Source organism: Ruminococcus sp. AF17-22AC (genome assembly GCF_003460065.1).
GTDB lineage: Bacteria > Bacillota > Clostridia > Lachnospirales > Lachnospiraceae > Blautia_A.
Window position 1 is genome coordinate 2,902 of the sequence record NZ_QRXT01000002.1, and the last position, 23,444, is coordinate 26,345.

25 protein-coding genes and 4 tRNA genes are annotated in these 23,444 nt (G+C 37.7%); 26 read left to right on the forward strand and 3 right to left on the reverse strand.

Going from position 1 to position 23,444, the window contains the following annotated elements; translation table 11 throughout:
* Nucleotides 1–103 precede the first annotated feature (103 nt).
* The 4 genes from DWW86_RS03255 (at nucleotide 104) to DWW86_RS03270 (ending at nucleotide 537) form a co-directional block, all read left to right on the forward strand.
* Nucleotides 104–176 (forward strand) — tRNA-Asn (locus DWW86_RS03255).
* A gap of 12 nt (nucleotides 177–188) precedes the next feature.
* A tRNA-Glu gene (locus DWW86_RS03260) sits at nucleotides 189–260 on the forward strand.
* A 96-nt stretch (nucleotides 261–356) separates the two neighbouring features.
* Nucleotides 357–429 (forward strand) — tRNA-Asn (locus DWW86_RS03265).
* 36 nt (nucleotides 430–465) lie between these two features.
* Nucleotides 466–537 (forward strand) — tRNA-Cys (locus tag DWW86_RS03270).
* 345 nt (nucleotides 538–882) lie between these two features.
* On the opposite strand, the gene DWW86_RS03275 is transcribed toward DWW86_RS03270, so the two are convergent.
* Together DWW86_RS03275 and DWW86_RS03280 are read right to left on the reverse strand one after the other, a co-directional pair.
* Nucleotides 883–2,097 (reverse strand): site-specific integrase, encoded by a 1,215-nt coding sequence (locus DWW86_RS03275; protein WP_117942266.1) that lies wholly within the window; start codon nucleotides 2,095–2,097, stop codon nucleotides 883–885.
* 98 nt (nucleotides 2,098–2,195) lie between these two features.
* The gene (locus DWW86_RS03280) at nucleotides 2,196–2,396 is read right to left on the reverse strand and encodes a helix-turn-helix domain-containing protein (protein ID WP_243148421.1); all 201 of its coding nucleotides are present in this window, start codon (nucleotides 2,394–2,396) and stop codon (nucleotides 2,196–2,198) included.
* A 734-nt stretch (nucleotides 2,397–3,130) separates the two neighbouring features.
* Between DWW86_RS03280 and DWW86_RS03285 the strand changes: the two genes are divergently transcribed.
* The 10 genes from DWW86_RS03285 to DWW86_RS03330 all read left to right on the forward strand — a co-directional run bounded on the left by DWW86_RS03285 (nucleotide 3,131) and on the right by DWW86_RS03330 (nucleotide 12,984).
* Nucleotides 3,131–4,273, forward strand: coding sequence for a transposase (locus DWW86_RS03285; RefSeq protein ID WP_117942267.1), 1,143 nt, complete (start codon nucleotides 3,131–3,133; stop codon nucleotides 4,271–4,273).
* A 12-nt stretch (nucleotides 4,274–4,285) separates the two neighbouring features.
* Nucleotides 4,286–5,323, forward strand: coding sequence for a YqaJ viral recombinase family nuclease (locus DWW86_RS03290; protein ID WP_117942268.1), 1,038 nt, complete (start codon nucleotides 4,286–4,288; stop codon nucleotides 5,321–5,323).
* Entirely contained in the window at nucleotides 5,323–5,724 is a 402-nt protein-coding gene (locus DWW86_RS03295; protein WP_117942269.1) for a DUF7768 domain-containing protein, read from the forward strand. Before DWW86_RS03290 ends, DWW86_RS03295 begins: the two co-directional genes overlap by 1 nt.
* A complete protein-coding gene (gene recD2, locus DWW86_RS03300; RefSeq protein WP_117942270.1) occupies nucleotides 5,702–7,945 on the forward strand; it encodes an SF1B family DNA helicase RecD2 in 2,244 nt (747 codons plus the stop codon). The genes DWW86_RS03295 and recD2 overlap by 23 nt, the downstream gene beginning before the upstream one ends.
* A gap of 89 nt (nucleotides 7,946–8,034) precedes the next feature.
* The gene (locus DWW86_RS03305) at nucleotides 8,035–8,967 is read left to right on the forward strand and encodes a hypothetical protein (protein ID WP_181985296.1); all 933 of its coding nucleotides are present in this window, start codon (nucleotides 8,035–8,037) and stop codon (nucleotides 8,965–8,967) included.
* Between the two features lie 75 nt (nucleotides 8,968–9,042).
* Nucleotides 9,043–10,224: a CHC2 zinc finger domain-containing protein gene (locus DWW86_RS03310; RefSeq protein ID WP_330625404.1), complete on the forward strand. Its 1,182-nt coding sequence runs from the start codon at nucleotides 9,043–9,045 to the stop codon at nucleotides 10,222–10,224.
* Between the two features lie 46 nt (nucleotides 10,225–10,270).
* Nucleotides 10,271–11,059, forward strand: a complete 789-nt coding sequence (srtB, locus tag DWW86_RS03315; RefSeq protein WP_225084411.1) for a class B sortase — start codon at nucleotides 10,271–10,273, stop codon at nucleotides 11,057–11,059.
* 3 nt (nucleotides 11,060–11,062) lie between these two features.
* Nucleotides 11,063–11,482, forward strand: a complete 420-nt coding sequence (locus tag DWW86_RS03320) for a hypothetical protein (RefSeq protein WP_025579114.1) — start codon at nucleotides 11,063–11,065, stop codon at nucleotides 11,480–11,482.
* Nucleotides 11,483–11,673: 191 nt separating this feature from the next.
* Nucleotides 11,674–12,594 carry a ParM/StbA family protein gene (locus DWW86_RS03325; RefSeq protein WP_117942273.1) on the forward strand — a complete coding sequence of 307 codons (921 nt, stop codon included), beginning with the start codon at nucleotides 11,674–11,676 and terminating at the stop codon, nucleotides 12,592–12,594.
* Nucleotides 12,595–12,609: 15 nt separating this feature from the next.
* A complete protein-coding gene (locus DWW86_RS03330) occupies nucleotides 12,610–12,984 on the forward strand; it encodes a stage III sporulation protein AF (protein ID WP_171026669.1) in 375 nt (124 codons plus the stop codon).
* Nucleotides 12,985–13,118: 134 nt separating this feature from the next.
* On the opposite strand, the gene DWW86_RS03335 is transcribed toward DWW86_RS03330, so the two are convergent.
* Nucleotides 13,119–13,463, reverse strand: coding sequence for a helix-turn-helix domain-containing protein (locus DWW86_RS03335; RefSeq protein ID WP_005342243.1), 345 nt, complete (start codon nucleotides 13,461–13,463; stop codon nucleotides 13,119–13,121).
* A gap of 407 nt (nucleotides 13,464–13,870) precedes the next feature.
* On the opposite strand from DWW86_RS03335, the gene DWW86_RS03340 reads away from it, so the two are divergent.
* The 12 genes from DWW86_RS03340 (at nucleotide 13,871) to DWW86_RS03395 (ending at nucleotide 23,436) form a co-directional block, all read left to right on the forward strand.
* A complete protein-coding gene (locus DWW86_RS03340) occupies nucleotides 13,871–14,317 on the forward strand; it encodes a sigma-70 family RNA polymerase sigma factor (protein ID WP_005342245.1) in 447 nt (148 codons plus the stop codon).
* Nucleotides 14,314–14,502 (forward strand): helix-turn-helix domain-containing protein, encoded by a 189-nt coding sequence (locus DWW86_RS03345; RefSeq protein WP_025579110.1) that lies wholly within the window; start codon nucleotides 14,314–14,316, stop codon nucleotides 14,500–14,502. The genes DWW86_RS03340 and DWW86_RS03345 overlap by 4 nt, the downstream gene beginning before the upstream one ends.
* Before the next feature lie 183 nt (nucleotides 14,503–14,685).
* Nucleotides 14,686–14,868: a hypothetical protein gene (locus tag DWW86_RS03350; RefSeq protein WP_117942275.1), complete on the forward strand. Its 183-nt coding sequence runs from the start codon at nucleotides 14,686–14,688 to the stop codon at nucleotides 14,866–14,868.
* Nucleotide 14,869: 1 nt separating this feature from the next.
* On the forward strand, nucleotides 14,870–15,604 hold the full coding sequence (locus DWW86_RS03355; protein ID WP_117942276.1) for a LytR/AlgR family response regulator transcription factor: 735 nt from the start codon (nucleotides 14,870–14,872) through the stop codon (nucleotides 15,602–15,604).
* Nucleotides 15,605–15,703: 99 nt separating this feature from the next.
* On the forward strand, nucleotides 15,704–15,859 hold the full coding sequence (locus tag DWW86_RS03360) for a pseudouridine synthase (protein ID WP_117942277.1): 156 nt from the start codon (nucleotides 15,704–15,706) through the stop codon (nucleotides 15,857–15,859).
* Nucleotides 15,860–15,924: 65 nt separating this feature from the next.
* Nucleotides 15,925–16,980, forward strand: coding sequence for a radical SAM protein (locus DWW86_RS03365; protein WP_117942278.1), 1,056 nt, complete (start codon nucleotides 15,925–15,927; stop codon nucleotides 16,978–16,980).
* Between the two features lie 112 nt (nucleotides 16,981–17,092).
* Nucleotides 17,093–17,455: a helix-turn-helix domain-containing protein gene (locus DWW86_RS03370; protein ID WP_117942279.1), complete on the forward strand. Its 363-nt coding sequence runs from the start codon at nucleotides 17,093–17,095 to the stop codon at nucleotides 17,453–17,455.
* A complete protein-coding gene (locus DWW86_RS03375; protein ID WP_117942280.1) occupies nucleotides 17,433–18,143 on the forward strand; it encodes a LytR/AlgR family response regulator transcription factor in 711 nt (236 codons plus the stop codon). Before DWW86_RS03370 ends, DWW86_RS03375 begins: the two co-directional genes overlap by 23 nt.
* 1 nt (nucleotide 18,144) lies before the next feature.
* Nucleotides 18,145–19,482 carry a sensor histidine kinase gene (locus tag DWW86_RS03380; protein WP_117942281.1) on the forward strand — a complete coding sequence of 446 codons (1,338 nt, stop codon included), beginning with the start codon at nucleotides 18,145–18,147 and terminating at the stop codon, nucleotides 19,480–19,482.
* A gap of 139 nt (nucleotides 19,483–19,621) precedes the next feature.
* Entirely contained in the window at nucleotides 19,622–20,464 is an 843-nt protein-coding gene (locus DWW86_RS03385; protein WP_227190898.1) for a zinc dependent phospholipase C family protein, read from the forward strand.
* 172 nt (nucleotides 20,465–20,636) lie between these two features.
* Nucleotides 20,637–21,779, forward strand: a complete 1,143-nt coding sequence (locus DWW86_RS03390; protein ID WP_243105282.1) for a radical SAM/SPASM domain-containing protein — start codon at nucleotides 20,637–20,639, stop codon at nucleotides 21,777–21,779.
* Nucleotides 21,769–23,436 (forward strand): ABC transporter ATP-binding protein, encoded by a 1,668-nt coding sequence (locus DWW86_RS03395; protein WP_117942283.1) that lies wholly within the window; start codon nucleotides 21,769–21,771, stop codon nucleotides 23,434–23,436. The genes DWW86_RS03390 and DWW86_RS03395 overlap by 11 nt, the downstream gene beginning before the upstream one ends.
* The last annotated feature ends 8 nt before the right edge of the window (nucleotides 23,437–23,444 follow it).

Here is a 23,444-nt window from a genome sequence, read left to right on the forward strand (position 1 = left end):
ATAGGGTGAGGGCTTGACCAAAGTAAGCATGGTTAAGATAATCGATTGCTTAGTCAACATGTATGTGGTTTTGAAGATACGATATATCTTCTAAGTAATATAATCCTCCTTAGCTCAGTCGGTAGAGCATGCGGCTGTTAACCGCAGTGTCGTTGGTTCGAGTCCAACAGGGGGAGCTTTTTATACCTGGCTCCATGGTCAAGCGGTTAAGACACCGCCCTTTCACGGCGGTAACAGGGGTTCAAATCCCCTTGGAGTCATTTCCTTAAATGGAATAATTAAATATGGTGCCATAGCCAAGTGGTAAGGCAAAGGTCTGCAACACCACAAACTAGGGAGTCAAATAATATATTTATTCCTCCTTAGCTCAGTCGGTAGAGCATGCGGCTGTTAACCGCAGTGTCGTTGGTTCGAGTCCAACAGGGGGAGCTACAAACCCAATAATTGTGCAAAATAACTAAATACGGCGCAGTAGCCAAGTGGTAAGGCAATGGTCTGCAACACCAGTATTCACCGGTTCAAATCCGGTCTGCGCCTCTTAAAAAGCCCAGAAAATCAAGGTTTTCGAGGCTTTTTCTTTTTTCAAAATCCTATAATTCTGTCTAAAAAAATAAGGTGGCAAAATTATAGGAAAGAAAAAGTTCACAATTTTTTCTACAAGTCCATTTTTCCATAATCCAATTCCCTTTTTTAAAAAATTAATTCTAAAATATAAGTTTTCATGCTTTAATATTTATAGATATGTCCGCCAAAAACCGTTAAAAACCTTATAAAATCAAGTAAAATCGTTTCGTAAGGTGGACGATAAGGTGGCAGAATTTTGCTTGTTACAGCCTGTGCCATCATACTGTAGACAACCATTTCCTCTGTTAAGCGGAAGATTTATGCAATCATAGCATCAATTAAACTTACCTTACGTTCACTGTCTGTATGAACATAAGTACGCATGATCACCTCATAGTTATCGCCAATGATTTCAGCAGCTTCCTTTATTTCTCCCATATTGTGAGTCTGCCGGATCAGATTTGTTGCAAAAGTGTGCCGTAGTGCATGAAGATTATATTCTGGAATCTCAGCACGCTTACAAATTTTCTTTAGCGTATTGGCTAAATTTTGGATTGTAGGGCTGACACCATTTTGCGTAGATAATATCAAATCTGGAAAAACCCGATTTTTATCGTATAGCTCCATCATACATGATAGTGAAAATTCAGCTTCCTTGTTTAATGGAATAGTCCGTAAACTATTTGGGTATTTTGGAGGAGTCAAAATCATTTTAGTCCGTTTTTTTGAGCCGACTTCTCGGTTTTTGACCCTGCTAAGAGTATGTGTGATTTTAATGCCACGCCGTCCTAAAAAGGGCACGATAGAAGATTGACCTAATGCAAGCAATTCACCACCACGTAAACCTGTGTTTAAAAGGAATACAATGGCAGGACCATATCTATACAAATAGCGTTCGTTTTTATTTGGACTGGGTTCCATCGCAATTTCTTTTATGATCTGCTCATGTTCTGGTGGGATGATTGAGATTTCCTTTGTTTCTACAGGAAGAACGGATTCTTCCGGCATTATCACCCGATTTAAAATATCAGAAAAGTTTTTTGGCAGTTCGCCTAGAGAAATTGCTGTTCTAATCATTGCAGACCAAAATAAGTAAATTTTCTTTAATGATGAATAACTCAGGATTTCCTTTTTGGCATTAATCGTTGCTGTAATATCATCAGCAGTCAGATTAGAAAATGTTTTGCTAAAAGCATCAGTATCTTTTAAATGATTTTCGTATGTTTTTTCTAATCGGTCCAGACTGGTTTGTTTGAATTTGCCAGCTTCAACCATGAGACTTTTGCGGAATAAGTATTTGTTCGCATAGTCCTGTACTTTGATGTTTGAAGTAATTGCGTCTTGTATTGCGACTTTTATCTTCCAGTCATCTAATAATGCTTTCGCTTCTCCTTTGGTAGGAGCATTAAACTCCTTGTCCGGTAGCCCTTTTTTTCTATATCGGGCAGTCCATCCTCCTCTCTTATTTGGAAATAGTGATCCATCCCCTTTGGATCTTCTTTTTTGTTGTGTACCTTTCGTTGTTCTCGCCATGAATAGTTCCCTTTCTTTAATGAGATATTCATGCCAAATCAGGTATAAGGTCTATTTTAATATAGCCAAGCCTGATTGACAATAACTTTCTAAAGGGCCTAAAAGAATATTTGCTTTCCTATGTTTTTCTTGAGAAACTCCTGAATAGAAGCTGGCGAAGTAAAATATTGCCGCCCAACTTTTGTAACGGGAAGAATTCCACTGTCAAGAAGTTCCCTGGTTTTTGTTTTTCCAATGCCGAGCATGGATGCTATCTCCTGAACGGAGTATGCTTTAAAGAGATTGTCTGTTTCACTCAATATAATCACCTCTATAAATTAGATTAATGAAAGGGTAGACATATCAGGAAACCGTTTCCTATGCCTTGTTTCATGCACGTATGAGGTGTTACTATGTAATCATCAAGCTGCAGGCGTGCATTTATGCGACACTATCTGCAGCACCTATATACATTTCCTGATAAGGTATAAAATTATCAAGGTACAATAGCGTAAGACTTGGTTTTGTCTTAACAATTTCATTAAGTAATTAACTGAGATTTTTTCAGATTGAACAGATTATGTACTTTTTATTAAAAATTTTTCTATAAACTTGAAAAAAGAGAGATGGGATACGTGATATTTCAATATTCTAATTGAAGTCATATATGCAAAGCATAGTATTTAAAAACATACAATATATTGTGCATGAAGATTGACATATACTATATCATGTGCTACTATACTGCTATAGTTAATTTTATGCGTACCCATAGGGGGAGTTTTGGATTTGTATAAATCCGAAGACTCAAGGAGAGCAGTAAGGCTGCTTATTCCGCATAAGTTGTTTATGATTGTATAAAGTGTCACTATCTGTCCTTATGGGGCAATAGCGGCACTTTTGTTTTTTCGGTAATATTATCAGGGATATGAGAATGGATAGCGAAGGAATACTTTTCTTTTCATTCTTTTTTTATGCCCTAATGAAAGGCAGGATTGCCACAATCAGCTTTGGCTGTTTATGGATAAATAAATTTAAGAAAGGTGGTACACACATGAAAGAAACAAAGATTTATGCAGATGAGTTTTGCACTACATTTGCAAGTACAACGGAGATGCTGGAATTTCTGGCTGAGAGGGCAAAGCAGTCCAAGTGGATTCGTAAGCCTACCAGGATGCTAAAACTGGTTCCATTGGAAAAGGAGGCAGAAACCATTGAAGAAGCCTGTGAAAAAGAACTGGAAGGAATAGTAGAGGATACAGAAAAGAATACCCAGTTGGTATTAAAAGTGAACAAGGATTTTTATCCGGTTCGTGACTGTGCTATCCATACAATTCTGAAAAGAGCCGGCATTAATGGAACAGGATTAAAGAAACTGGAGAAAGCTACTTATGCAAAGGTAGTAAACTACTGTCTTCAGGTAGCGAAAGGAGATGCCTTAATCAAGGTGGCAGATGGAAAAGTATCTGCAGTACATGGCGGTGATGATCATGATTACTGTGTACTGGATATGCAGACAATCTTCAATATGACAAGTGATTATCTGAAAGCACATTTTAAGGGAAGTACGTATCTGGAGGGATCTGGAAGTTTTGACCATTCCATTGTGTCCGCTATATGGACTTTAGGAGGAAATCAGGAACTTTTGGATACTTATCACCAGGCTTTGGAGGATCATGGAATTGAGGATAAGAGCCTTGCTCCTGCACTGCGCTTGACTACTTCTGATGTAGCAGTAAGTGGTGTGAATCTGTATCCCATGATGCTGTCTCAAACCAGTAACCGTGTCATTAACCTGGGCAGTCCTATTAAACTGTCACATGATAGAGGGGCAGCCTTACAGGATTTCCGGAAGAATCTGGACAAAATTTTCTCCCGTTATCAGGAAGCAGTTAAAGGAATTGTTGGTTTGATGGATATAGAAATCCAAAATCCTGTAAACTGTCTGCATCTGATTATGAAGGAACTCAAAATCAATCAGAAAATCCGAAATGAAGTGGTAGATCTTTTTGTGGGACAATATGGGGAAGAGCCATGTACAGCTCATGATCTTTATTTTGCCATGCACGAAGCTGCTTTCTTTGCTGCTTGTGAAGGATTTTCTGCACCACGGATTTTAAAATTGGAAGAAGATCTTGCAAAAACACTGGTTTTTGACTGGAAAGCGTTTGATGTATACGGAACGATTAAATTATAAGGAGGACATGAGATGAATACAGTATTAAATTATCAGCCGGAAGTTCTGGTAGATACAGCAGATTTGAGCCGGGAAGATTGGCTGAATTATCGACGTCTTGGTATTGGCGGAAGCGATGCAGCGGCAATCATGGGCGTATCCCCATTTGCGACAATCAGGGATTTGTATTTCGATAAAATTGGTATTACGCCAGTGATTGAAGAAGAGGAAGAAAACTGGGTAGCAAAAGAAGTGGGACACCGACTGGAAGATCTGGTTGCCATGATTTTTGCCAAGAAGACTGGACTTGAAGTTTTCCCTGTACGAAAAATGTTCCGGCATCCGCTATATCCGTTTATGTTAGCGGATGTGGATTACTTTATCCGTTTTCCAGATGGCAGCATTGGGATTTTGGAATGTAAAACCTGTAATTACAATGCAAAAGACAAATGGGCAGATGATGGGATTCCTGAAAACTATGTTTTGCAGGTTCGTCATTATCTTGCAGTCATGAATATGAATAAGGCATATATTGCCTGCCTTTATGGAAACAATGAAAATGAATTTGTTTATCGGTGTCTGGAACGGGATAGAATGGAGGAAGAAGAACTCATTGACCAGGAGAAATACTTCTGGGAAGAATATGTGGAGAAGAAAATAGAACCACCGTACTCCGGAAAGCCAGATCTCATTTTGGCTAGTATCCGGAAATATAATGGTTACGCAGACAAATCAATTCCTGAAATCAGCATATCTAGCTTGGAATCACGCAGTCTTGAAAAATATCTCAAATTATCTGAAGAAAAATCCCAATTGGAAAAAAGAAAAAAGGAGATTGAAGCGGAACAACGTGCATTGAGTGTACCGTTTGTCGAGCTTCTTGGACAAGGGTGTAAGGCTGTGATCGAGGATGGGAGTTTCCGTTACCGGATTACTTATAATCCCACGATACGCACCCAGATTGGAAAAGAAAATATGGAGAAACTGAAAAATCAGCATCCGGATATCTACGAAGAATACACAAGCACTACAGAAAGCAGGATTTTCCGGATTAAAAAGGAGGTTGCATAATGTTACAAGGAAAAAAGGCATATATTTGTTCTCCGCTGTCTGCCCCGAATCCAGAGGGAATGCAGCATAATATGGAACTGGCAAAATACTATCTCATGCAGATGAAAAGGCTGTATCATTGCCGTACTTTTGCTTCACATGCTCATCTTCCGTTAATGTTGGATGACCGTATCCCAGAAGAGCGTGAGACTGCAATGCAGATTGGAGCTTTGATGCTGGATTTATGTGAAGTATTAATAATTTGTGGTTCCTGCATCAGCGAGGGAATGAGAAGAGAGATTCAGACAGCATTTGAAAAAGGAAAAGACGTTTATTGGTATGATTCCAAGATGAAACCAGGCGAATTGATGAAAGTAGAGAACTGGAGGAGCATAGACGATGAGGTGCAAATATATACGTAAGATTTTTCAAAATGAGGAAAACGGATATACGGTTGCGTTATTTTCCACGCTGGATCATGAGGTTCCTCTTTCTGCCAGAGATAAATTTTGGGCAGACAAAAAAATCATTGCGTTTACTGCAAAAGGATATGACCTGCCTCTTACGGATGAAATCGAAATAGAGATGGAAGGCGAGTGGGAGACAAATTCCCATGGAACACAATACAAGGTAGAAACTTTTTTGGAAGTTGTACCTAGAACAAGGGAAGGTATCTTAGGATACCTTTCTTGTGGTTCTTTAAAAGGAATTGGTCCCAAAACGGCAGAACGGATTGTCAATCGTTTTGGTCTGGATACCTTGGAGGTAATGGAAAAGTATCCACAGGAATTATTAAAGATTCAGGGGATATCTCAGAAAAAACTGGACCGTATTGTGGATTCTTTTGGAAAAAACAAAGTATTCCGGGAATTGATGACTTTTTTATCACCGTTTCATGTTACGCCTAAAAAAGCAAATATGATTCTTCAGAAGTTTCGGGATCAATCCGTAGAAATCATTCGGAAGCAGCCTTATATACTCTGCTCAGTCAAAGGGTTTGGTTTTCTCACTGTGGATGCCATTGCAAGGCAGTGCTGTGCTGCAACAAATGATCCTATGCGTATTTCCGGATGCGTCAGCTATGTGCTGCGGGAAGCCATGAAGCAGAACGGACATTTATATCTGGAGCAGGAAATTCTGGTAAAAGATGCATTGAAGGTTCTGAATAAAGAACCGGATCTTCAGCCGGTGACGGAAACAGAGATTTTAAAAGTGTTATATCGTCTGGTCATGCAGGACAGTATCGTGGTAGAAGAGAATAGGGTTTACATTACCCAACAGCATCAGGAAGAAGAGGATACAGCCTCTATGATTGCAAGAAAATTGCATGAGCGAATTCCAGTTCTTACGATTGAAAAGGAACTGGAGGAAGCGCAGGAGGATTTAAACATAACATTATCCGAACAGCAGAAAGAAGCAGTACGTATGGTTTTTGCAAACCCAATCAGCATTATTACTGGAGGACCTGGAACCGGAAAAACAACGGTTTTGAAGATCATCTTGTATATCTATCAGAAAAAATGCGGGAATGAAGTAAAACTGATGGCACCGACTGGACGTGCCGCAAGGCGAATGGCAGAGAGTACCGGAAGTGGAGATGCAACTACGATGCACATGGCACTGGGGCTTTTTGGTGATGGTGATTATGAAGCACTTATAGATGAATTGTCCGCAGATTTTATTAATGTGGATGAGGTATCTATGGTAGATATGCACCTTGCCTATGAATTTTTTTACAAGGTAAAAGCAGGAGCCAGAGTGCTTTTGGTAGGAGATGTCCACCAGCTTCCTTCTGTAGGAGCAGGAGATGTGTTCCGGCAGCTTATCTTGTGCGGGAAAATACCGGTTACTGTTTTAAATCTGGTATATCGCCAGGGGAAGGACAGCAACATCCCCATAAATGCTCAACTTATCAATGAAGGAAAGACAAACCTGCAATGGGGGGATGATTTCCAGATGGTCGAATGTTCAGGAGCAGATGCGGCGGCACAAATTGTTAAAAATATCTATCTCAAGGAAATTCAGATGTATGGTATGGAGCAAGTACAGATACTCTCTCCATATAAAGTGAGAAGTGCAGCCGGTGTCTTGGAACTGAACCGCAGTCTGCAGGACGAGGTAAATCCCCCTGTATCCGGAAAAAGGGAGCTTCATCTTGGCAGTGAGATATTTCGGGAAGGTGACAGAATCCTTCAAAACAAGAATACAGAATTTGCCAGTAACGGAGATTTGGGTATATTGGTACAGATTGCTGAAGATGAGGACAATAACCCTCTGGTTCAAATCGTATTTACAGATGGCCGCAGGGTGAAGTATGAGGCAGAGCAGGTGGAAATGATTGAACATGCAAACGCCATAACCATACACAAAAGCCAAGGAAGCGAGTGCCAGGTGGTCATCATTCCGTGGTTAAAAGCTTTTTATCCCATGCTGAAGCGGAACATCTTTTATACGGGAATCACCAGGGCAAAACAGCGTGTTTATATTGTTGGGGAATGGAAAGCCGTTTGTCAGGCAATCCACACAGATGATACGGGAACCAGAAAGACGATGCTGGCAGTAAAAATACAACAGTATTGTGAACGGTATCAGAGACAGGAAAACAGACGGATCCCTGCAACAATTTGCAACCGGGCTGTGTAAAAAAATAGCAAAATAGTTCAATGTTGAGAATTGGCAGGTTATTACTTTATGAAGGGATGTCCTGCCGGTTCCAAAGAAAGGAGCAGGCAATGAGCGAATTATTATATAACAAGTCAAAAGCAGTAGAAGAACTGAATAAAGTGGAAGGATTTTATCCTCTGGAACTTGCCAGAGTTATTTCTAATGAAGGGCAGGAGGAACAACGGTATCTGGATGTGAAATATCGGAAGCTGTGGTTCCGTCTGGTAAATCCCACAGGCAAGATTATCAGCCGGATTGTTCACTTTACCGAAAATATGGCAGTCGTAGAAGCCAGAATTTATCTGGATAAGTGTGATCAGGAAGATAATTATATTGCAAATTCCTTTTCACAGAAGTTTCGTACAGCAGATACACAGTTTGGGGATAAATTTCTTGAAATGGCAGAAACAGCGGCAATTGGGCGAGCTTTGGCAGATGCGGGGTATGGCCTGCAATTTGCTGATGTAGGGGAAGGAAATGATCCAATGCAGGTAGATGCAGGAATTCCTGTAAATCAGGGAACACAGATGCAGACTGCGATGCCAGCACAAACCCCTGCACCAGGAATGCAGCAGACTCCCAATCAGTCAGCAGGAACCATGCCATCATTTCCGCCTCAAGCAACTCCGGGGCAGCAGATGATGGAACAGTTTTATCAAGAAGCACAAGCCAATCGAAATACGATTGGCGGGGTAACGGGTACAGGACAGATGACAAATCCGGTAATGAGTCCGGCAACTGGATCTGTACCAGTTATGCAGCAGATGCCTTCTAAGCCGCAATTTCTGGATCCCAATATGCCAGTGGAAGAACTGGTGAAAAGGATGAGTTATGAGCAGGCAATACAAGTAGCCGTAACAGGACAGGGAAAATTTAGTGGAAAGACCATGGGACAGGTTGCAATAGAAAGTCCTTCCAGCTTGCAATGGTTCGCAGAACAGTATCATGGACAGAACCATTTCATACCGGCGGCAGCCAAAGTAATTCTTGCAAAGGCATAGCAAATAGCCGGCTTAACATTCTTTCCACAGCCAATAAAGGCTGTGGAAGAAAGGAGGAACCATAGAGTGTATGATATGTCAGGCTTTAGCTACGATATCACAGATGTCGTGCATTTACTGCAACTTAGAGTACGGCATAAAAATTCTTCGTCAATGGATGTGAATTGTCCATTTTGTGGAGAAACAAAAGGGAAAATGAATGTTAATCTTCAGAAAAATGTGTTCCGGTGTAATCGGTGTGATGCTTCCGGCGGAATGCTGGAATTATACGGAAGACTGCATGGTGTTTCCAGTGCAGAGGCAAACCGACAGATCCGGGAAGCTCTGGGAAAGGGGGAATACCGGACGGATTATCAGGTGGTTCATAAAGAAGAGCCTGTAGAAATTTTTAATGCCGAGTTAGCGGATGCGGATGTCATTGACCGAACATATCAAGAAATGTTGTCGTTATTGACCTTAAATGATAAACATCAGGAAGATCTTAAAAAAAGAGGGCTGACGAAAGAACAGATCGAGATACAGAGGTATCGTAGTGTACCATTGTTTGGAATTAAAAATATGGTACAAAAACTGTTGGAATCTGGACAGACGGTAAAAGGTGTGCCGGGATTTTATGAAGATCAAGATGGGAAATGGACAGTTAATTTTACTTCTAAAAATTCTGGGATTTTGATACCGATTCGGTCTATGGAAGGAAAAATACAAGGATTTCAGATACGGTTGGATCAGGTAATGGAGGGACGGAAGTATATCTGGCTTTCCAGTGTGAAATTCCAAAATGGAGTATCATCAGGGAGTCCGGTACATGTCATAGGAAGTCTGGACGCAGAACAGATCTATTTAACAGAAGGTGCATTAAAAGGTACGATAGCCCACTATTTATCTGGAGATACGTTCATTTGCGTTGCTGGTGTCAATCAGTACAGAAATTTAAAGCCAGTTTTGGAAACGCTGAAAAGCAGGCATCTGCAGCACCTATATGAAGCTTATGATATGGATAAAAAAATGAAGGTATATTGTGATGGGGATTCTGAGAAATGTGATGCCTGTCAACGTAAACCAGCCACTTTTTATTGTCCGCATAAGATGCAGAAACGGCAGATTCTACAGAACGCTTGTAGAAAGGTGTATGAAATCTGTAGTGGATTGTCTATTTCCATGAGCCGTATGGTTTGGGACATGGATTCTTATGGTGAGTGGAATGGGCAGATCAAAGGAATTGATGATTATTACTATGTATTGAAAAATACGGGGTAAATATGGACCGGGCAAGCTGTCCGGTCTTATGGAAGAGGAGGATTCGATGAAACGAAAGAAAATTTACGGTATATTTATGCTTGTAGCCATTGCTGTTTTTTTATTTGCAGGAGAAAGGATACTGCAAATTTATTTGAATTATCAGGAAAGTCAAAAAGTCTATGAGCAGATGGAAGGGTTTACACAAAAGATAGAGGATCAAGACCTGTCACCAGAAGCGGTTCCAGGGGAAACACCAGAGGAGGTTGCAGAGCAGGGATTCCTACAGGTGGATTTTAACAAGCTGGAAGAAATCAATCCAGATGTCATTGCATGGATTGAGATTCCTGGTTTGGAAATTAGTTATCCGGTAGTCCAGGGGAGGGATAATGACTATTATCTGCATCACCTGATTACGGGAGAAAATCATAAAAGTGGCAGTATTTTTATGGACTTTCAAAACCAGGAGGATTTATCAGACAGAAATACCATTATCTATGGGCATAATATGAAGGATGGGAGCATGTTTGGAACCCTGAATCAGTATCAGTCACAGGCACTTTATCGAAACTATCCCTATTTTTATATGTATGTGCCAGGATATATTTATGAGTATCAGATTTTTTCCTGTTATGCAGCACCGACGGATCATCCAGCATATACTTATGATTTTCCTACTTCTGAGGACTATGAAGTTTTTCTGGAAACACTACAAAGAAGTGCTGAGTATAACACAGGGATGATAGTTACCAAGGAGGATCAGGTAGTGACCTTATCAACTTGTGTAAATACCCGAAAGGATTATCGCTATTTAGTACATGGAAAACTGAAACAGAAAATAAAAATGGAGGAATAACAGATGTTAGATTTTGAGTATGCAAAGGCATTGGCAGAGGTTGTGCTGGATACAACTTGCAGCGAAAAAGAAAGAGAAGTACGGCTGGAGTGTTTAACCCAAATATTTGGCAGAGCAAATGCTTATTTAAAGAAAGGCTTCTTACCCGATGTGGTAGAGGCTTTTTTTGTGCGAAAAATGAAAGGTTTGCCACTGGTATCGACAAAGCAGGATATGCAGGATTTTTTGAAAGTCAGTACACCCCATTATTTTGGCGGGAAATTTACAGTTAGTAATATTCCGTATTATTCTGAGGAAGAAGAACTGCTACTTTGGTCAGAAACATCACTTCGTGGTCCAGTGATTTCAGCCGGATACGAACGCTATATGGAACTGTTTAAAAAGATTTTGCCTCAAAAGGCAGAACAGATTAATTTTTTATAAAAAGAAATAATTCGAATGAGGACTGGAAATATATGGTGGTTTAAAGATAAATGTTAAAAATTATTATATAGGAAGAAAGCATCTGTCTGTAGCAAAATGCTACAGACAGGATATTTTTTTGAAAAAAAGTTGCTTTGTACGGAAGCTCTGCGTACAAGAGAAGTATAAAGAAAAAAAGGAGAGATGATTTTATGATAAAAAAAGTTCGGATTGCGGTAGACCATGGCAATAGAAATATGAAAACCTGTTCCCAGGTATTTACGACAGGGCTTACTATTCAGGATAAAAAGCCTGCCAGAGGGGAAAAGTTCCTGTTCTATGAGGGAAAGTATTATGTGTTGAGTGATAATAGGATTCCTTATCAAAGAGATAAAACGCATGATGATCGGTTTTTTATCCTTACTTTATTTGCAATCGTAAAAGAGCTGGAGGAAAACCCTCAAATTCAGCCAGAGGATGTCATTCAGGTGGATCTTCCGATTGGGCTGCCACCCAAGCATTATGCAGAACTTTGTGAACGGTATGAAGCATATTTTAAAAGACAAGGGAAAATCCATGATATCAATTACTGTGGTAGGACATATCATATCACCATTGGAGAGGTAATGGCATTTCCACAGGACTATGCGGCTATGATGACTATGATTGAAAAGCTGCAGCAGATTCCCAAAGTAGTAGGAATTGATATAGGAGGATTTACTACTGACTATCTGCTGATGCGGAAAGGTAATCCAGATATGGAAGCCTGTGATTCCATGGAAAAAGGCGTGATTACCATGTATAACAAGATTATTTCCGGGATTAACAGTGAATATGATATTTTGTTAGAGGAAAGTGATATTGACAGTATCCTTCAGGGAAACACAGAGTTTTATGAAGAGGCTGTAGTCCGTATGACAGAAGGTATGGTGCAGGATTTTGTAAAGGATCTGCTGAACAGTATTCGAGAAAGAGGCATAGATACCAAAGCAGCATATACGGTATTTATTGGAGGCGGGGCAAAGCTATTGAGCCATTTTCTGGAACAATCGGACCGTCTGGGGAAATATACCTTTATTGAGGATATTTCTGCCAATGCCAAAGGATATGACAGACTGTTTCAGATTATGTAGAGGAGTGTGATAAATGTGGAGAAAAAGAATCCCTATAAATTCACACTTGGATTTGATAAAACAAAGCCTTCACATGTGAGGGCAACAGAAATCCTAAACTCTGTAAAGGATAAGGCAGATTTAATCGCTTCAGCATTGGTATCTTACATAGATGATGTCCGACAAGAGGAAGGGGCTGTTTTAAGCAATGAAGCTCTTCAGGTTCTAATGCAGGAGATGGTAAAGCAAGAAGTAGCAAAAGCAATGCACCTGCATTCCATAAAGCCAGAGGAGCCGAATCGTAATTCAAATAGTGTAATGGCTGTGCAGCAGGAATCACTTGAAACCATTACTCCGGAAGTAGCAAAAAGTGTAAGAGATGCTATGAGCATATTCCGTAATCGATCATAAACAAAAAAGAAGCACTCGATGAGATGCTTCTTTTTTTGTTTATTTTTTATCGTCCACAGGAAACGCACAGATTGGACAAAGGTTTTTCACAGATTCTATCCATATACTCATAGGTTAGATATTGTTAGAAAAAGTTAATCGGAATGCTCTTTTTCTTTTAATGCAGAAAGAAGTTCACGCAATGTACGAAGGGCAATCTGGCGATCATCTTCGGAACAGGTTTGCAGCTCTTTCATGATTTGATATGTGGTAGTATCTGCTTCATCTTCCTGAACAACGGAATCAATAGAAATTCTCAAATACTGGGTAAGAGGAATCAAAGTAGCAAGTTCTGGATTTCCATTGCAGGTTTCAATATCAGAGATTGTTCGTGTGGAAACTCCTGCCCGTTCTGCCAGACTGGACTGTGACAGGCCAAGCCGTTCTCTTTCGCTTCTTACCGTGTAGCCTAATTTTTTCTTGACGGTATCCATCCGCATCCGCATCACCTCACTTATTGTTTTATTTTAACGTAGATTGATAGTAAGAGAAACGCATTATAGCACATGATAAAACGCAATATAGTGTGAGTAAGCGGTGCTTTAGAACCTGTAAAAGGAGGAAAGCACCCATGCTGCAAGCAAGGAAAAGGCATTCGTGTAGCGATTCATCAAAAAAATTCTTCTATTATGGGGAAACGAAGAGAGCCATTTATATGCAGGATATGCGTTAAGTGTTAGATATTCCGTGCAGTATCCTGCATGGTTTAGAAGAAATGTCGGATTAGTTGAATACTGGTTCGGCTTTTTCTTTTATCATGGAAGGAAACTATCTTTTTATCCTGGCTGCAGATCGCCGCCTTTAGAAATTTGGAAACTAATTCATTTTCAAATTTCGGAGGTAAAGGATGAAAGAAGAGAAAAAATACAGTGGTTCTAAAACAAGAAACTATTTTACGGCATATTTGTTGGCATCTATCCAGGGGAGAAGGCTCCGGTATCTGGAAAAGCAGCAGAAAATATTATTTGCGGAGGAGAATCTGGAGGATAAAGAAATCACAGATATAGACATTTCTTTGGAGGAACGGTTAGAACTTGAGAAAAAGGAACAGTTACTTCTGGATGAATCCAAGGGGATTTATCCAGAGTGGAATGAGATGACGGACATAAACCTTATGGAAGCCATGTTTTCTTTGCAGGAGGAAGAACGAAAGCTTATCTATCAGCATGTCTTTGAGGAACGTACATTTAAAGAAATGAGCATCTTGAATCAGATGCCTGAAGAACGGTGTAAAGGTGCATATTATTGGGCTATCCGGAAAATACGCAAGAGAATGGGAGGAAAGAGATCATGAATTTTAAAGAATTGTTATACCGGGCAAGGCAAGGGGATGAAGATGCTATTCTGGAAATATTTGAAATGTATCGGCCACTTTTAATTAAAAATGCTTTGGTAGAAGGGATCTTTGATGAAGATTTGTATCAGGAATTGACAGCAGAATTGCTGAAGTGCATACGGTATTTTAGAGATGTAGAATAGTTTTATAGGGAGAAGCGTAGCGTTATAATCGTTACGCTTCTTTAGCATATTCTACCATTTTTAGTAAATGGATTACATAATTATAGTTACCAATTAGGCAATAAAAAACGCAATCGAAACAAGAATACTAGACGGAATAAACAAGAATCCCCTAATATAATAAAAAATAAGGAGGGCATTTCGATGGAGATGAAGCAAAAAGAATGCGGAATAGTTTGCAAAGAAAATGGTACGGAACAAATAGGAAAAATAACAGAGGAAGAATGGAGATTATTAAAACAATATAGAAATTTGTGTGAAGAAAATAAATTAACCATCAATATTTTGATTCAGCGATTATTAGCACACGAGAAAGGCAGGGAATAAGTTGATTAAAGTAGCATTATGTGATGATATTATTGACTATAATAAAAAAATGGAGAGTTATATCGAAAAATATGGAAATGAAAATCATGTAGAAGTCAAAATTACTTCGTATGGAAGTGGCAGTCAGTTATTATTGAATTATCAGAAACGAAAATTTGATGTTATATTTTTGGATGTGTCTATGCCTGAAATGGATGGATTTGAAACAGCAGAGGAGATTCGGAAGAGTGATCCTGATGTTTCAATCGTTTTTTGTACTTCTTATTATACAATCACTAATGCAGGGAAAGGCTTTGAAGTTGCGGCAGAAGATTTTTTATCAAAACCTTTACTGTATAGAAAAGTTGAGAATATCTTAAACAAAATATATAAAAAGAAATTATTGAATGCAGAGGAAAAGTTATTTTTGAAATGCCACGATGGATTGATTACGCTACAGCTTTCCGATATAATCTATATACAAACAGAAAACAAGCTATTGATTTTACATACAATTCATGGAGATGTGCAAAGTAGTCAAAGAATGAATGAACTAGAGAAGCGGTTAAGCACAAAGCAATTTTATCGCTGTCATAATAGTTATATGGTCAATTTTGACTATGTTGAAGGGGTTAAGCAAGATAGTGTGTTAATCAAAGATAAAGCTCAGAAGTTAAAGACTATTCCAGTAAGTAAATATAAGAAGGAAGAGTTCATGAGAGCGTTAGCTAGATATGTGGGAAAATGGGAAAACTGAAAATCTATGTCAAAAATATGTTGATTTATACAAAGAATATTGTTGTATGGAAAAAAAGGGATTATAGTTTTCATATACTAAACAGAAAGGAGAAAAAACATGGTGAATAATGAAGCAACAGAAGAGTTCTTGAAAGAACTGGATTTAACAGAAGAAGAAATAGAAAGTTATACCGGATGTTCTGAAAGGACACAACGATGTTTAACTGATTGCCCATGGCCATTTCCAGGGGCATACATTAATGAAGCTAAATAAGACAAAGAACCGTATAGCCTATCCTGATATGATAGCCTGTGCGGTTTCTTTTTTGGAGGAAAAGGATGTACACAATCACTTTAGAAGTAAACCAAATATGCAATTTACGCTGTACATATTGTTATCTTGGAAGGAAGACAAACCAAAAGATGTCAGAACAGATAGCATACAAAGGGTTGGAAATTGCTTTTTTAAACGTAGAAAGGCATAGAGATCGAAGATTATGGGTGGATTTTGTGGGTGGAGAGGCACTCTTGAGTTTTCCATTTTTAAAGCAGTTGGTGGAATATATAGAGGGACAGGCTTTAAAAAGGAACATTTTAGTGACATATTCTATTACTACAAATGGAACTATTCTAAACGATGAGATTTTAGCATGGCTGATTAGATATAAAATTCATTTAAAGGTAAGTATTGATGGGGCTGAGGAAACCCATAATAGAAATCGGAAGTGGGTTGATGGGGGTGGAAGTTATGCGAATATTATTGACAACTGTATGTATTTCAAAGAATATGAGAATCAGACAAAGCAGTATATCCAAGCAGCACATGTTGTTACACAGAATAATTATGGGGAAACTTTTCACTCCGTTTGTCATTTAGTTGAAAATCTAAATTTTAAAATAGTGGACTCTTCCATTGATGTTGTGCATAGATGGACAACTGATCAATTGGATGTTTTGGCAGATGAATGGGAAAAAGTATTATGTTATTATATAAAAAGACAAAAAGTAGGGAAAGCATTTCTTTGGGGACTGGTTTTAGATTTGAAGAAATACGGAGAGAATAACGGGAAATCAGGATTTTGCGGTGTGGGACTCATTCAAATATATGTGAAGGTGGATGGAAGAATCTTTGGTTGTGCAGCAAATTTAGAATCTAGTGGGTGCATTGGCGATGTTGAAAATGGATTGTCTATGGATCGCATCAAAAGGTTGAGGAAATTAGAGGAAGAAGGTACAATGTGTTCAAAATGTAATCTCTATAGGGAGTGTCAAAGCAAAAACTGTATTATGAATAGTTTGGCATATAGTGGATCAATAGGTGGACATAATCCTGATATGTGCTATTTTGAACAGAAAAAGAAAAGTCTTTGGGAGGCGTATGCTAAAGAGTTGTAATTTTAAAAAATAAAACTTGAAATATTGGTAAAAATACGTTATTTTTATTATAAATACTAACATCTAAAGTGATATGCGGTGAGTGTTTTATTCTATTGGTGTGGTGGTGGAAATGAATATAATCAGGAGAAAGAGAAAGGAACTGGGGATTTCTCAGAAGGAGTTAAGTGAAAAACTAGGTACAAGTCAACAGACAATCAGCAGAATCGAAAAGGCAGATATTGAAAATATTCCCTGTAGTTTACTGGTGAAACTGGCAAGCATATTTAACACTCCCATAGATATTTTAGTACATGGAGATAATAGTGATTTGTGTAAGAGTCAAATTGAAGAATTATGGGATGTTTTTCAGAAGTTAGACGAGATAAACAAAGCTACTTTATTATTGATGGGAAGAAGACTAAATGAAGCACAGATGGAAAATATGCTGAAGAAGCAGATAGGTGATATAAGTGATAAAAATAGCGATATGTGATGATGAAAAATATTTTGTAGATACAGTTGAAAAAATGCTGAAAATTTATGCGGAGAAGAACGGTAAGGATTTTGTAATAAAAAAATATACAAAGCCATTGCAGTTAATGGAATCTTTAAAAGAAGAATTCCAAATTTTCTTTTTGGATATAGAGATGCCTGCGATGGATGGTATGGAACTGGTAGATATCATCCGCAGACATGATGAAAAATCAATTATCCTTTTTGTGTCATCCCACAATGAATTTTTGGGGGTAGGATATAAATATGATGTGCAGAATTTTATCACAAAACCGATTACACAGGTACAGATCAATTGTGAAATGAACAGAGCGTTAAGAAAACTGGATTCATACGAACAAAAATACATAGCAGTAAAAAATGAGAAAGGATACTTTAAATTATTTCTTTCGGATATAGAATACATTGAAACGGTAAAACGAAAAGTGTTATTTCATTTAAGAAACGGGAATCAGGAAGATGGATATTTTAAAATGAGAGATTTGGAAGAACGTTTGGAAAAATACTATTTTGTACGCTGTCATAATGGTATCATTGTAAATGTTGACTGTATTGAATCATTACATGATCTTACCGTCACGCTTTATTCCGGAGATAAGATTTATATTACACGATCCAGAAAACAAAACCTAATGAAAAAAATGGCAGAACGGGGAGGAAGTGTGTAGTGTGTATGGACAGAGTATTATAAAGAATATTTTTTCAATAATTAATATTTTGTTGATTACATATTTGTTAATTGATAGAAAAAACAGTCAAAGTTACAGAAAGAAAAATTGGTATTCCTATGTTTTGTGTATTGGAAGTATATTTTTGGTGCGAGTAATGGAAAATGGAGTATCCATACATATTGCTTATAATTATATTACCATAGTGATAATTGCTATGTTTATAGGACATTTTTTATTTCAGCGTAATATGAAGTATTGTATTTTGATAGGTTGCATTTACTTATCCATTTCGTTATTAGGGCAATTATTAAGCTGCATTTTTCTGTATCCATATAGTGGAGATAGGATATTAGCTGAATTGCCAGGAATCTACCAAGTGGGTATGATGGTAATTGCGGAAGGTGTTATTATTGCCGGAAGTTTGGCATTAAAAAGAATTATAGAAAGAATTCCACCGTTCCTATCAAGCATTAATGTGATTACAATTCTTATCCCGCTATTTCTTAACATTATAGTTATGGCGGTATGTACCGATAACCTATATAACGATAAAGAGGTAATTATCGGTAATGTATGGTCGGTTATTACGATATTAATATTACCTATCGTTATGCTTTTAGGAACTGTCTGTAATATAGTAATTTTGGAGAACTACTTAAATGTAAAAAAAATCGAGAATGAAAAGAAACTTCAAATAAGCGAGATGAGTCTACAGTATGATTATTATATGAGGCAATCGAAAGATATGGAAAATATCCGTAGACTTTCTCATGATATAAAAAACCATTTGGAAGGCTTGAAAGAAAATGTAGAGCCAGATCAAAAAATAGAGTACATTAATGGTATTGAGCGTAAGCTAAATAAGTATCAAAGCTACTATAAATCAGGGAATACATTTATTGATAATCTACTTCATACGAAACGATTAGAGGCCATCGAAAAGGGAATTGAATTTAAGGCGTTTGTCGATTTTACAGAGTTTAAGCAGGTAAGGAACGAGGATTTATGCGTCATAATTTCTAATACAATAGATAATGCATTAAGAGAATGCCGGTTAATGAAAGAAGAAAATCCTACGGTAGAGTGTTTGGTACAACTAAAGGCTAAAAAAGTAAAAGGTTTCTTGTCAATTTTATGCGAAAATAGCCTAAGAGAATCACAAGTATGTTATTTGCGATACAATACAACAATGGAAACATCAAAAGAAGATAAGAAAAATCACGGTTTTGGTGTTAAAAATATTAAAAGTGTCGTGAAGGATTATGGGGGAGAAGTATCATTTAATGTTTTAGATGATATGTTTTCTGTTTCTGTGATTATTCCGATAGAAATATAGTGGAAAAGATGGTGCTTATGGAAAATAAGTGCCATTTTTTTAGTCCAGATAAGGCATAAAAAATACAAACTAAACAAATTTTATGTTTTTTCTTGAAGTAGGATATAAAATAAAGAAAAAAAGAAGAGGAGGCATGAGTATGCGAAAAAAAATGAAACTATTTATTGCCATGGTATCAGTGGGGGTCTTATTGGGAACTATACCAGTTATGGCAGCGGAACAGCCGGAACTTCCAACGAAAGTGCAGGATATTGCAAATGGTTCTGATGACCTCTATGGAGAAGGGGTTCCGATTGAGCATGGCGCAAATCCAGATGAAAGATTTTCGTCCGGTGGAGTAGATCACACACATCAGTATATAGTCGCAAATGCACTTAAAATTCTGAGTAATGATCAGGGCAATAGTGCATTTAATGGCGAATTGAATTCATCTATTCTTATGGAAGCAACTGACTGGCCGGATAAACTCGGAAATGAAACGGATGCAGGAACTTTTGCCGGACACTTTTATGATCCTGATTCTGGAAAAAACTGGTTGGGGCAAACATCCCCGACAGCTAGGACAAGAGCAGAGTCATATTTTCAGGAAGCAGTAAATGCGTATCGTGCAGGGGACGTACAATTGGCTATGTCAAATTTAGGAAAAGGCACACATTATGTGTCAGACTTAAATGAACCACACCATGCATCGAACCTAACAGCAGTAAACAGCAATCATTCTGCTTTTGAAAAATATGTAGATAAAAACCGTAAATCTTACACAATAGCAGGGAATTCGTTTAATTCTTCCGTATATACAACTGCATTAAATACATCAACGGGAGACTTGATGTATTCAGCAGCAAAGCATGCGAAAGGGCTTGCGGCGAATGCTCAAAATGAAAGTACCTATGATAGTGCAGGCAGGCGATCTGTTCAGCATGCCATACAGACGGTAACCCAATATATGTATAAATTTGGTAAAGAGGTAGGAATCTATTAATAAGATTTTTCAGGTCTTGGTATTAAGAATATCAAGACCTGTTTTTATGCCATTTAGACACTAAAATACGCAAAATAATCAAAATATATGGCGAAATAGGAGAATTTGATTAAAATTGTTTTTAGTATATTTAAGAAAGGAGTAGACAGATATGTATAATTTCACATTATATATGACAACAGATTGTAATTTTAAATGCCAGTATTGTTATGAAGACTACCATAACCATTATCAGTTGAATGAAAAAACACTTGTGGACTCTTTGGAGTTTATGATGAATTATGGGGATAGAGGGAAAGTCTTGATTGATTTTTTGGGCGGTGAGCCTTTGCTGAAGAAAGAGTTAATTTACCAGGCAGTAGCCTATATCAAAGATAATTATCCGGAAAGGGAAGTAAAGTATTATATTACTACCAATTGTTCCCTGATGGATGATCGGTTCATTGCATTTATGAAAGAAAATCGTTTTACAGTACGCCTTAGTTTTGATGGGAATAAGGAAACCCATGATTTGAACAGAGTTGCGAAAGATGAAGTTTCTTGCTATGACAAAATTTTTGAGAATATCATGAAGGTAAAGGATAGTGGATTGAATTTTTCTGTAAGAATGACGGTCACAGAAAATACCATTCCGTATATGTTCGAAAACATCTGTTACCTGCATGAGCATGGCTTGGATAACATCTGTATGATTATGGATGTATATTTAAAAATATCTGATGAACTGAAGGCAGAATTTGAAAAACAGGTGGGACAAATTTTGCAATACTATTTGGCTGAGGCAGCAGCGGGCAGAGTTTTTACTATAGATCAATTTGATGGAAAAATGTTTAATATGTTGTGTAACTTTGGAAACTGCTTTGGCATGTGCGATGCTGGAATTGGAAATTTCAAGATCTTTCCGAACGGTCAGATATACCCATGCGGATTTCTTACAAGTAATGAAAAATATTGTATAGGCAATATCAAGGAAGGTGTTGATATAAGAAAGGCAAAATTAATAGCAATGTCGAACTTTGATAAAACCGATCCGAAGTGCAAGGGATGCACAATCCGAGATTTTTGTCATGGTATGAAATGCGGATATATGAATTTTATCAATACAGGGAAGATTAATGTACCATCGGATGCAGAGTGTATTTTTGAACATATCTTTTATAAGGCAATGGTGCAGATTCTTGAATATTATTTACAGCAGCCGATTGAAATAGTTAGAGAAAAATTAGGAGTGTATATAGACTATATCCAGGAGGAAGATTTAAAATTCAGTGAGTTCGGAGAGAAGATTGCCAAGAGGTTAGGTGATGAAAGGTAAACAAAGTCGCCCATACCTTGGATTTTTAAAAGAGTATGCTTTTAGGAAAAAGCTACTACCTTCCTATATTTTAACGATAGCGATAATTGTGTTAACAGCGGGGGTTTCTTTGGTGCGTCCGGAGCTGCAGGGAAAAGTGATAGATGATTTGGGGAATCCGCATAGTACCAGTTTATCTGCGTTTATGTTCCTTCTAGCTGTGTTCTTGGGAATGTTGCTACTGAACTACCTTATGAATTATGTACAGCGTTATGTTGTGGCTGTCATATCGGAAGAGATAGCTGCAGATATGCGACAAAAGGTAGAAGATAAATTATCAACAGTAAGCGTGAATTTTTTTGAGAAGATAAAGCTAAGTGACATTTTGCTGAAAGTAGATAAAGATGTTTCAGCAGTGAAACAATGTGGAATTACAAGTATTATCACATTGGTTTCCAATATGGTTATCCTGGTGGTTGTTCCTCCATATATGTTTTCTATCCATAAGGGAATTGCCGTATCCAATATTATCTTACTTGTCAGCGTTCCTTTTATTAGTAGAATCCTGGGGAAATTGATACAGGAAACCAGTGGTCAAGTTCTGGAAGGATATAACAGTATTACCAGTGTTCTGACAAACACCTATGATAATTGGTTTATTACAAGACTCTTTCAATGTGGGCAATATGTACATGATCTGTATTTTGAGAAAAATCAGAAATATAAAAAAGAGACGAACAGTCAGAATTTGTTGTACATATTGAATACATCTACGATACTTGTAATTCAGTTTATGGGAACAGTCATAATTTGGGTAGTCGGTGCACAAGAAGTATTTAAAGGAAATATGACCATAGGTACCATTATGGCCTTGATGAATTACCAGACAATTATTATGAATCCTATTATTGGAATCGCACAGTTTGCTAACGAGTATCATACAGCCGTAGTTTCCTTAAAGGATATCAATGGTTTGCTTCAGTATCCGGATCAGAAACAAGGAGATGGAGAGAAAGTAACAACAGTTAACAACATTTCCTTAGAAGAGATGAGCTTTTCTTATACAGAGTCGAATAAGAAGGTATTTGACCGGCTCAATTTGAAGTTCGAAAAAGGCACTCTTTACGGAGTTCATGGAAAAAGTGGACAAGGCAAAAGCACTCTGTTCAAAATTATAACAGGTGTGTATCAACCGACAGAAGGAAAAGTAGTTGTGAATAACACAGATTTGCAGGAATTAGATATTAACAGCTATTGGAAAAATACAGGATATGTTATGCAGCGTACACAGTTCTTCAATGATACGGTAAGACGGAATATGGGATTACTACATATTGTTTCGGAGGAAGAAATGGATACAGTGGCAAAGTGCTTGGATTTGTATGATGAAATCCATACTTTAGAAATGGTATGGGATACCGAGATAAAGTTAGAACCATGCAATTTCTCAGAGGGACAAATGCGACGTTTGGATATTATGAGGAATATTTTGAAAAATTCACAAATTCTGATTTTTGATGAAGCCACTGCAAATATCGATGAAAAACGAAGAGGACGTTTTTATCAATTATTACATGAGCTATCAGGGGATAAAATTATTATTTTTTCTACGCACAATCTGGAAGAATTGCGAGAAGCAGATATTATTGTGGATTTGGAGAAGTTACATATAAGGTAGGTGAGTAA

Coding starts and splice junctions, on each gene's coding strand:
- DWW86_RS03395 (WP_117942283.1), top strand. CDS start 21,769: ATGAAAGGTAAACAAAGTCGCCCATACCTTGGATTTTTAAAAGAGTAT.
- srtB (WP_225084411.1), top strand. CDS start 10,271: ATGAAACGAAAGAAAATTTACGGTATATTTATGCTTGTAGCCATTGCT.
- DWW86_RS03290 (WP_117942268.1), top strand. CDS start 4,286: ATGAATACAGTATTAAATTATCAGCCGGAAGTTCTGGTAGATACAGCA.
- DWW86_RS03390 (WP_243105282.1), top strand. CDS start 20,637: ATGACAACAGATTGTAATTTTAAATGCCAGTATTGTTATGAAGACTAC.
- DWW86_RS03310 (WP_330625404.1), top strand. CDS start 9,043: ATGTCAGGCTTTAGCTACGATATCACAGATGTCGTGCATTTACTGCAA.
- DWW86_RS03360 (WP_117942277.1), top strand. CDS start 15,704: ATGGTGAATAATGAAGCAACAGAAGAGTTCTTGAAAGAACTGGATTTA.
- DWW86_RS03320 (WP_025579114.1), top strand. CDS start 11,063: ATGTTAGATTTTGAGTATGCAAAGGCATTGGCAGAGGTTGTGCTGGAT.
- DWW86_RS03295 (WP_117942269.1), top strand. CDS start 5,323: ATGTTACAAGGAAAAAAGGCATATATTTGTTCTCCGCTGTCTGCCCCG.
- recD2 (WP_117942270.1), top strand. CDS start 5,702: ATGAGGTGCAAATATATACGTAAGATTTTTCAAAATGAGGAAAACGGA.
- DWW86_RS03325 (WP_117942273.1), top strand. CDS start 11,674: ATGATAAAAAAAGTTCGGATTGCGGTAGACCATGGCAATAGAAATATG.
- DWW86_RS03305 (WP_181985296.1), top strand. CDS start 8,035: ATGAGCGAATTATTATATAACAAGTCAAAAGCAGTAGAAGAACTGAAT.
- DWW86_RS03365 (WP_117942278.1), top strand. CDS start 15,925: ATGTACACAATCACTTTAGAAGTAAACCAAATATGCAATTTACGCTGT.
- DWW86_RS03335 (WP_005342243.1), bottom strand. CDS start 13,463: ATGCGGATGGATACCGTCAAGAAAAAATTAGGCTACACGGTAAGAAGC.
- DWW86_RS03340 (WP_005342245.1), top strand. CDS start 13,871: ATGAAAGAAGAGAAAAAATACAGTGGTTCTAAAACAAGAAACTATTTT.
- DWW86_RS03345 (WP_025579110.1), top strand. CDS start 14,314: ATGAATTTTAAAGAATTGTTATACCGGGCAAGGCAAGGGGATGAAGAT.
- DWW86_RS03370 (WP_117942279.1), top strand. CDS start 17,093: ATGAATATAATCAGGAGAAAGAGAAAGGAACTGGGGATTTCTCAGAAG.
- DWW86_RS03275 (WP_117942266.1), bottom strand. CDS start 2,097: ATGGCGAGAACAACGAAAGGTACACAACAAAAAAGAAGATCCAAAGGG.
- DWW86_RS03285 (WP_117942267.1), top strand. CDS start 3,131: ATGAAAGAAACAAAGATTTATGCAGATGAGTTTTGCACTACATTTGCA.
- DWW86_RS03350 (WP_117942275.1), top strand. CDS start 14,686: ATGGAGATGAAGCAAAAAGAATGCGGAATAGTTTGCAAAGAAAATGGT.
- DWW86_RS03385 (WP_227190898.1), top strand. CDS start 19,622: ATGCGAAAAAAAATGAAACTATTTATTGCCATGGTATCAGTGGGGGTC.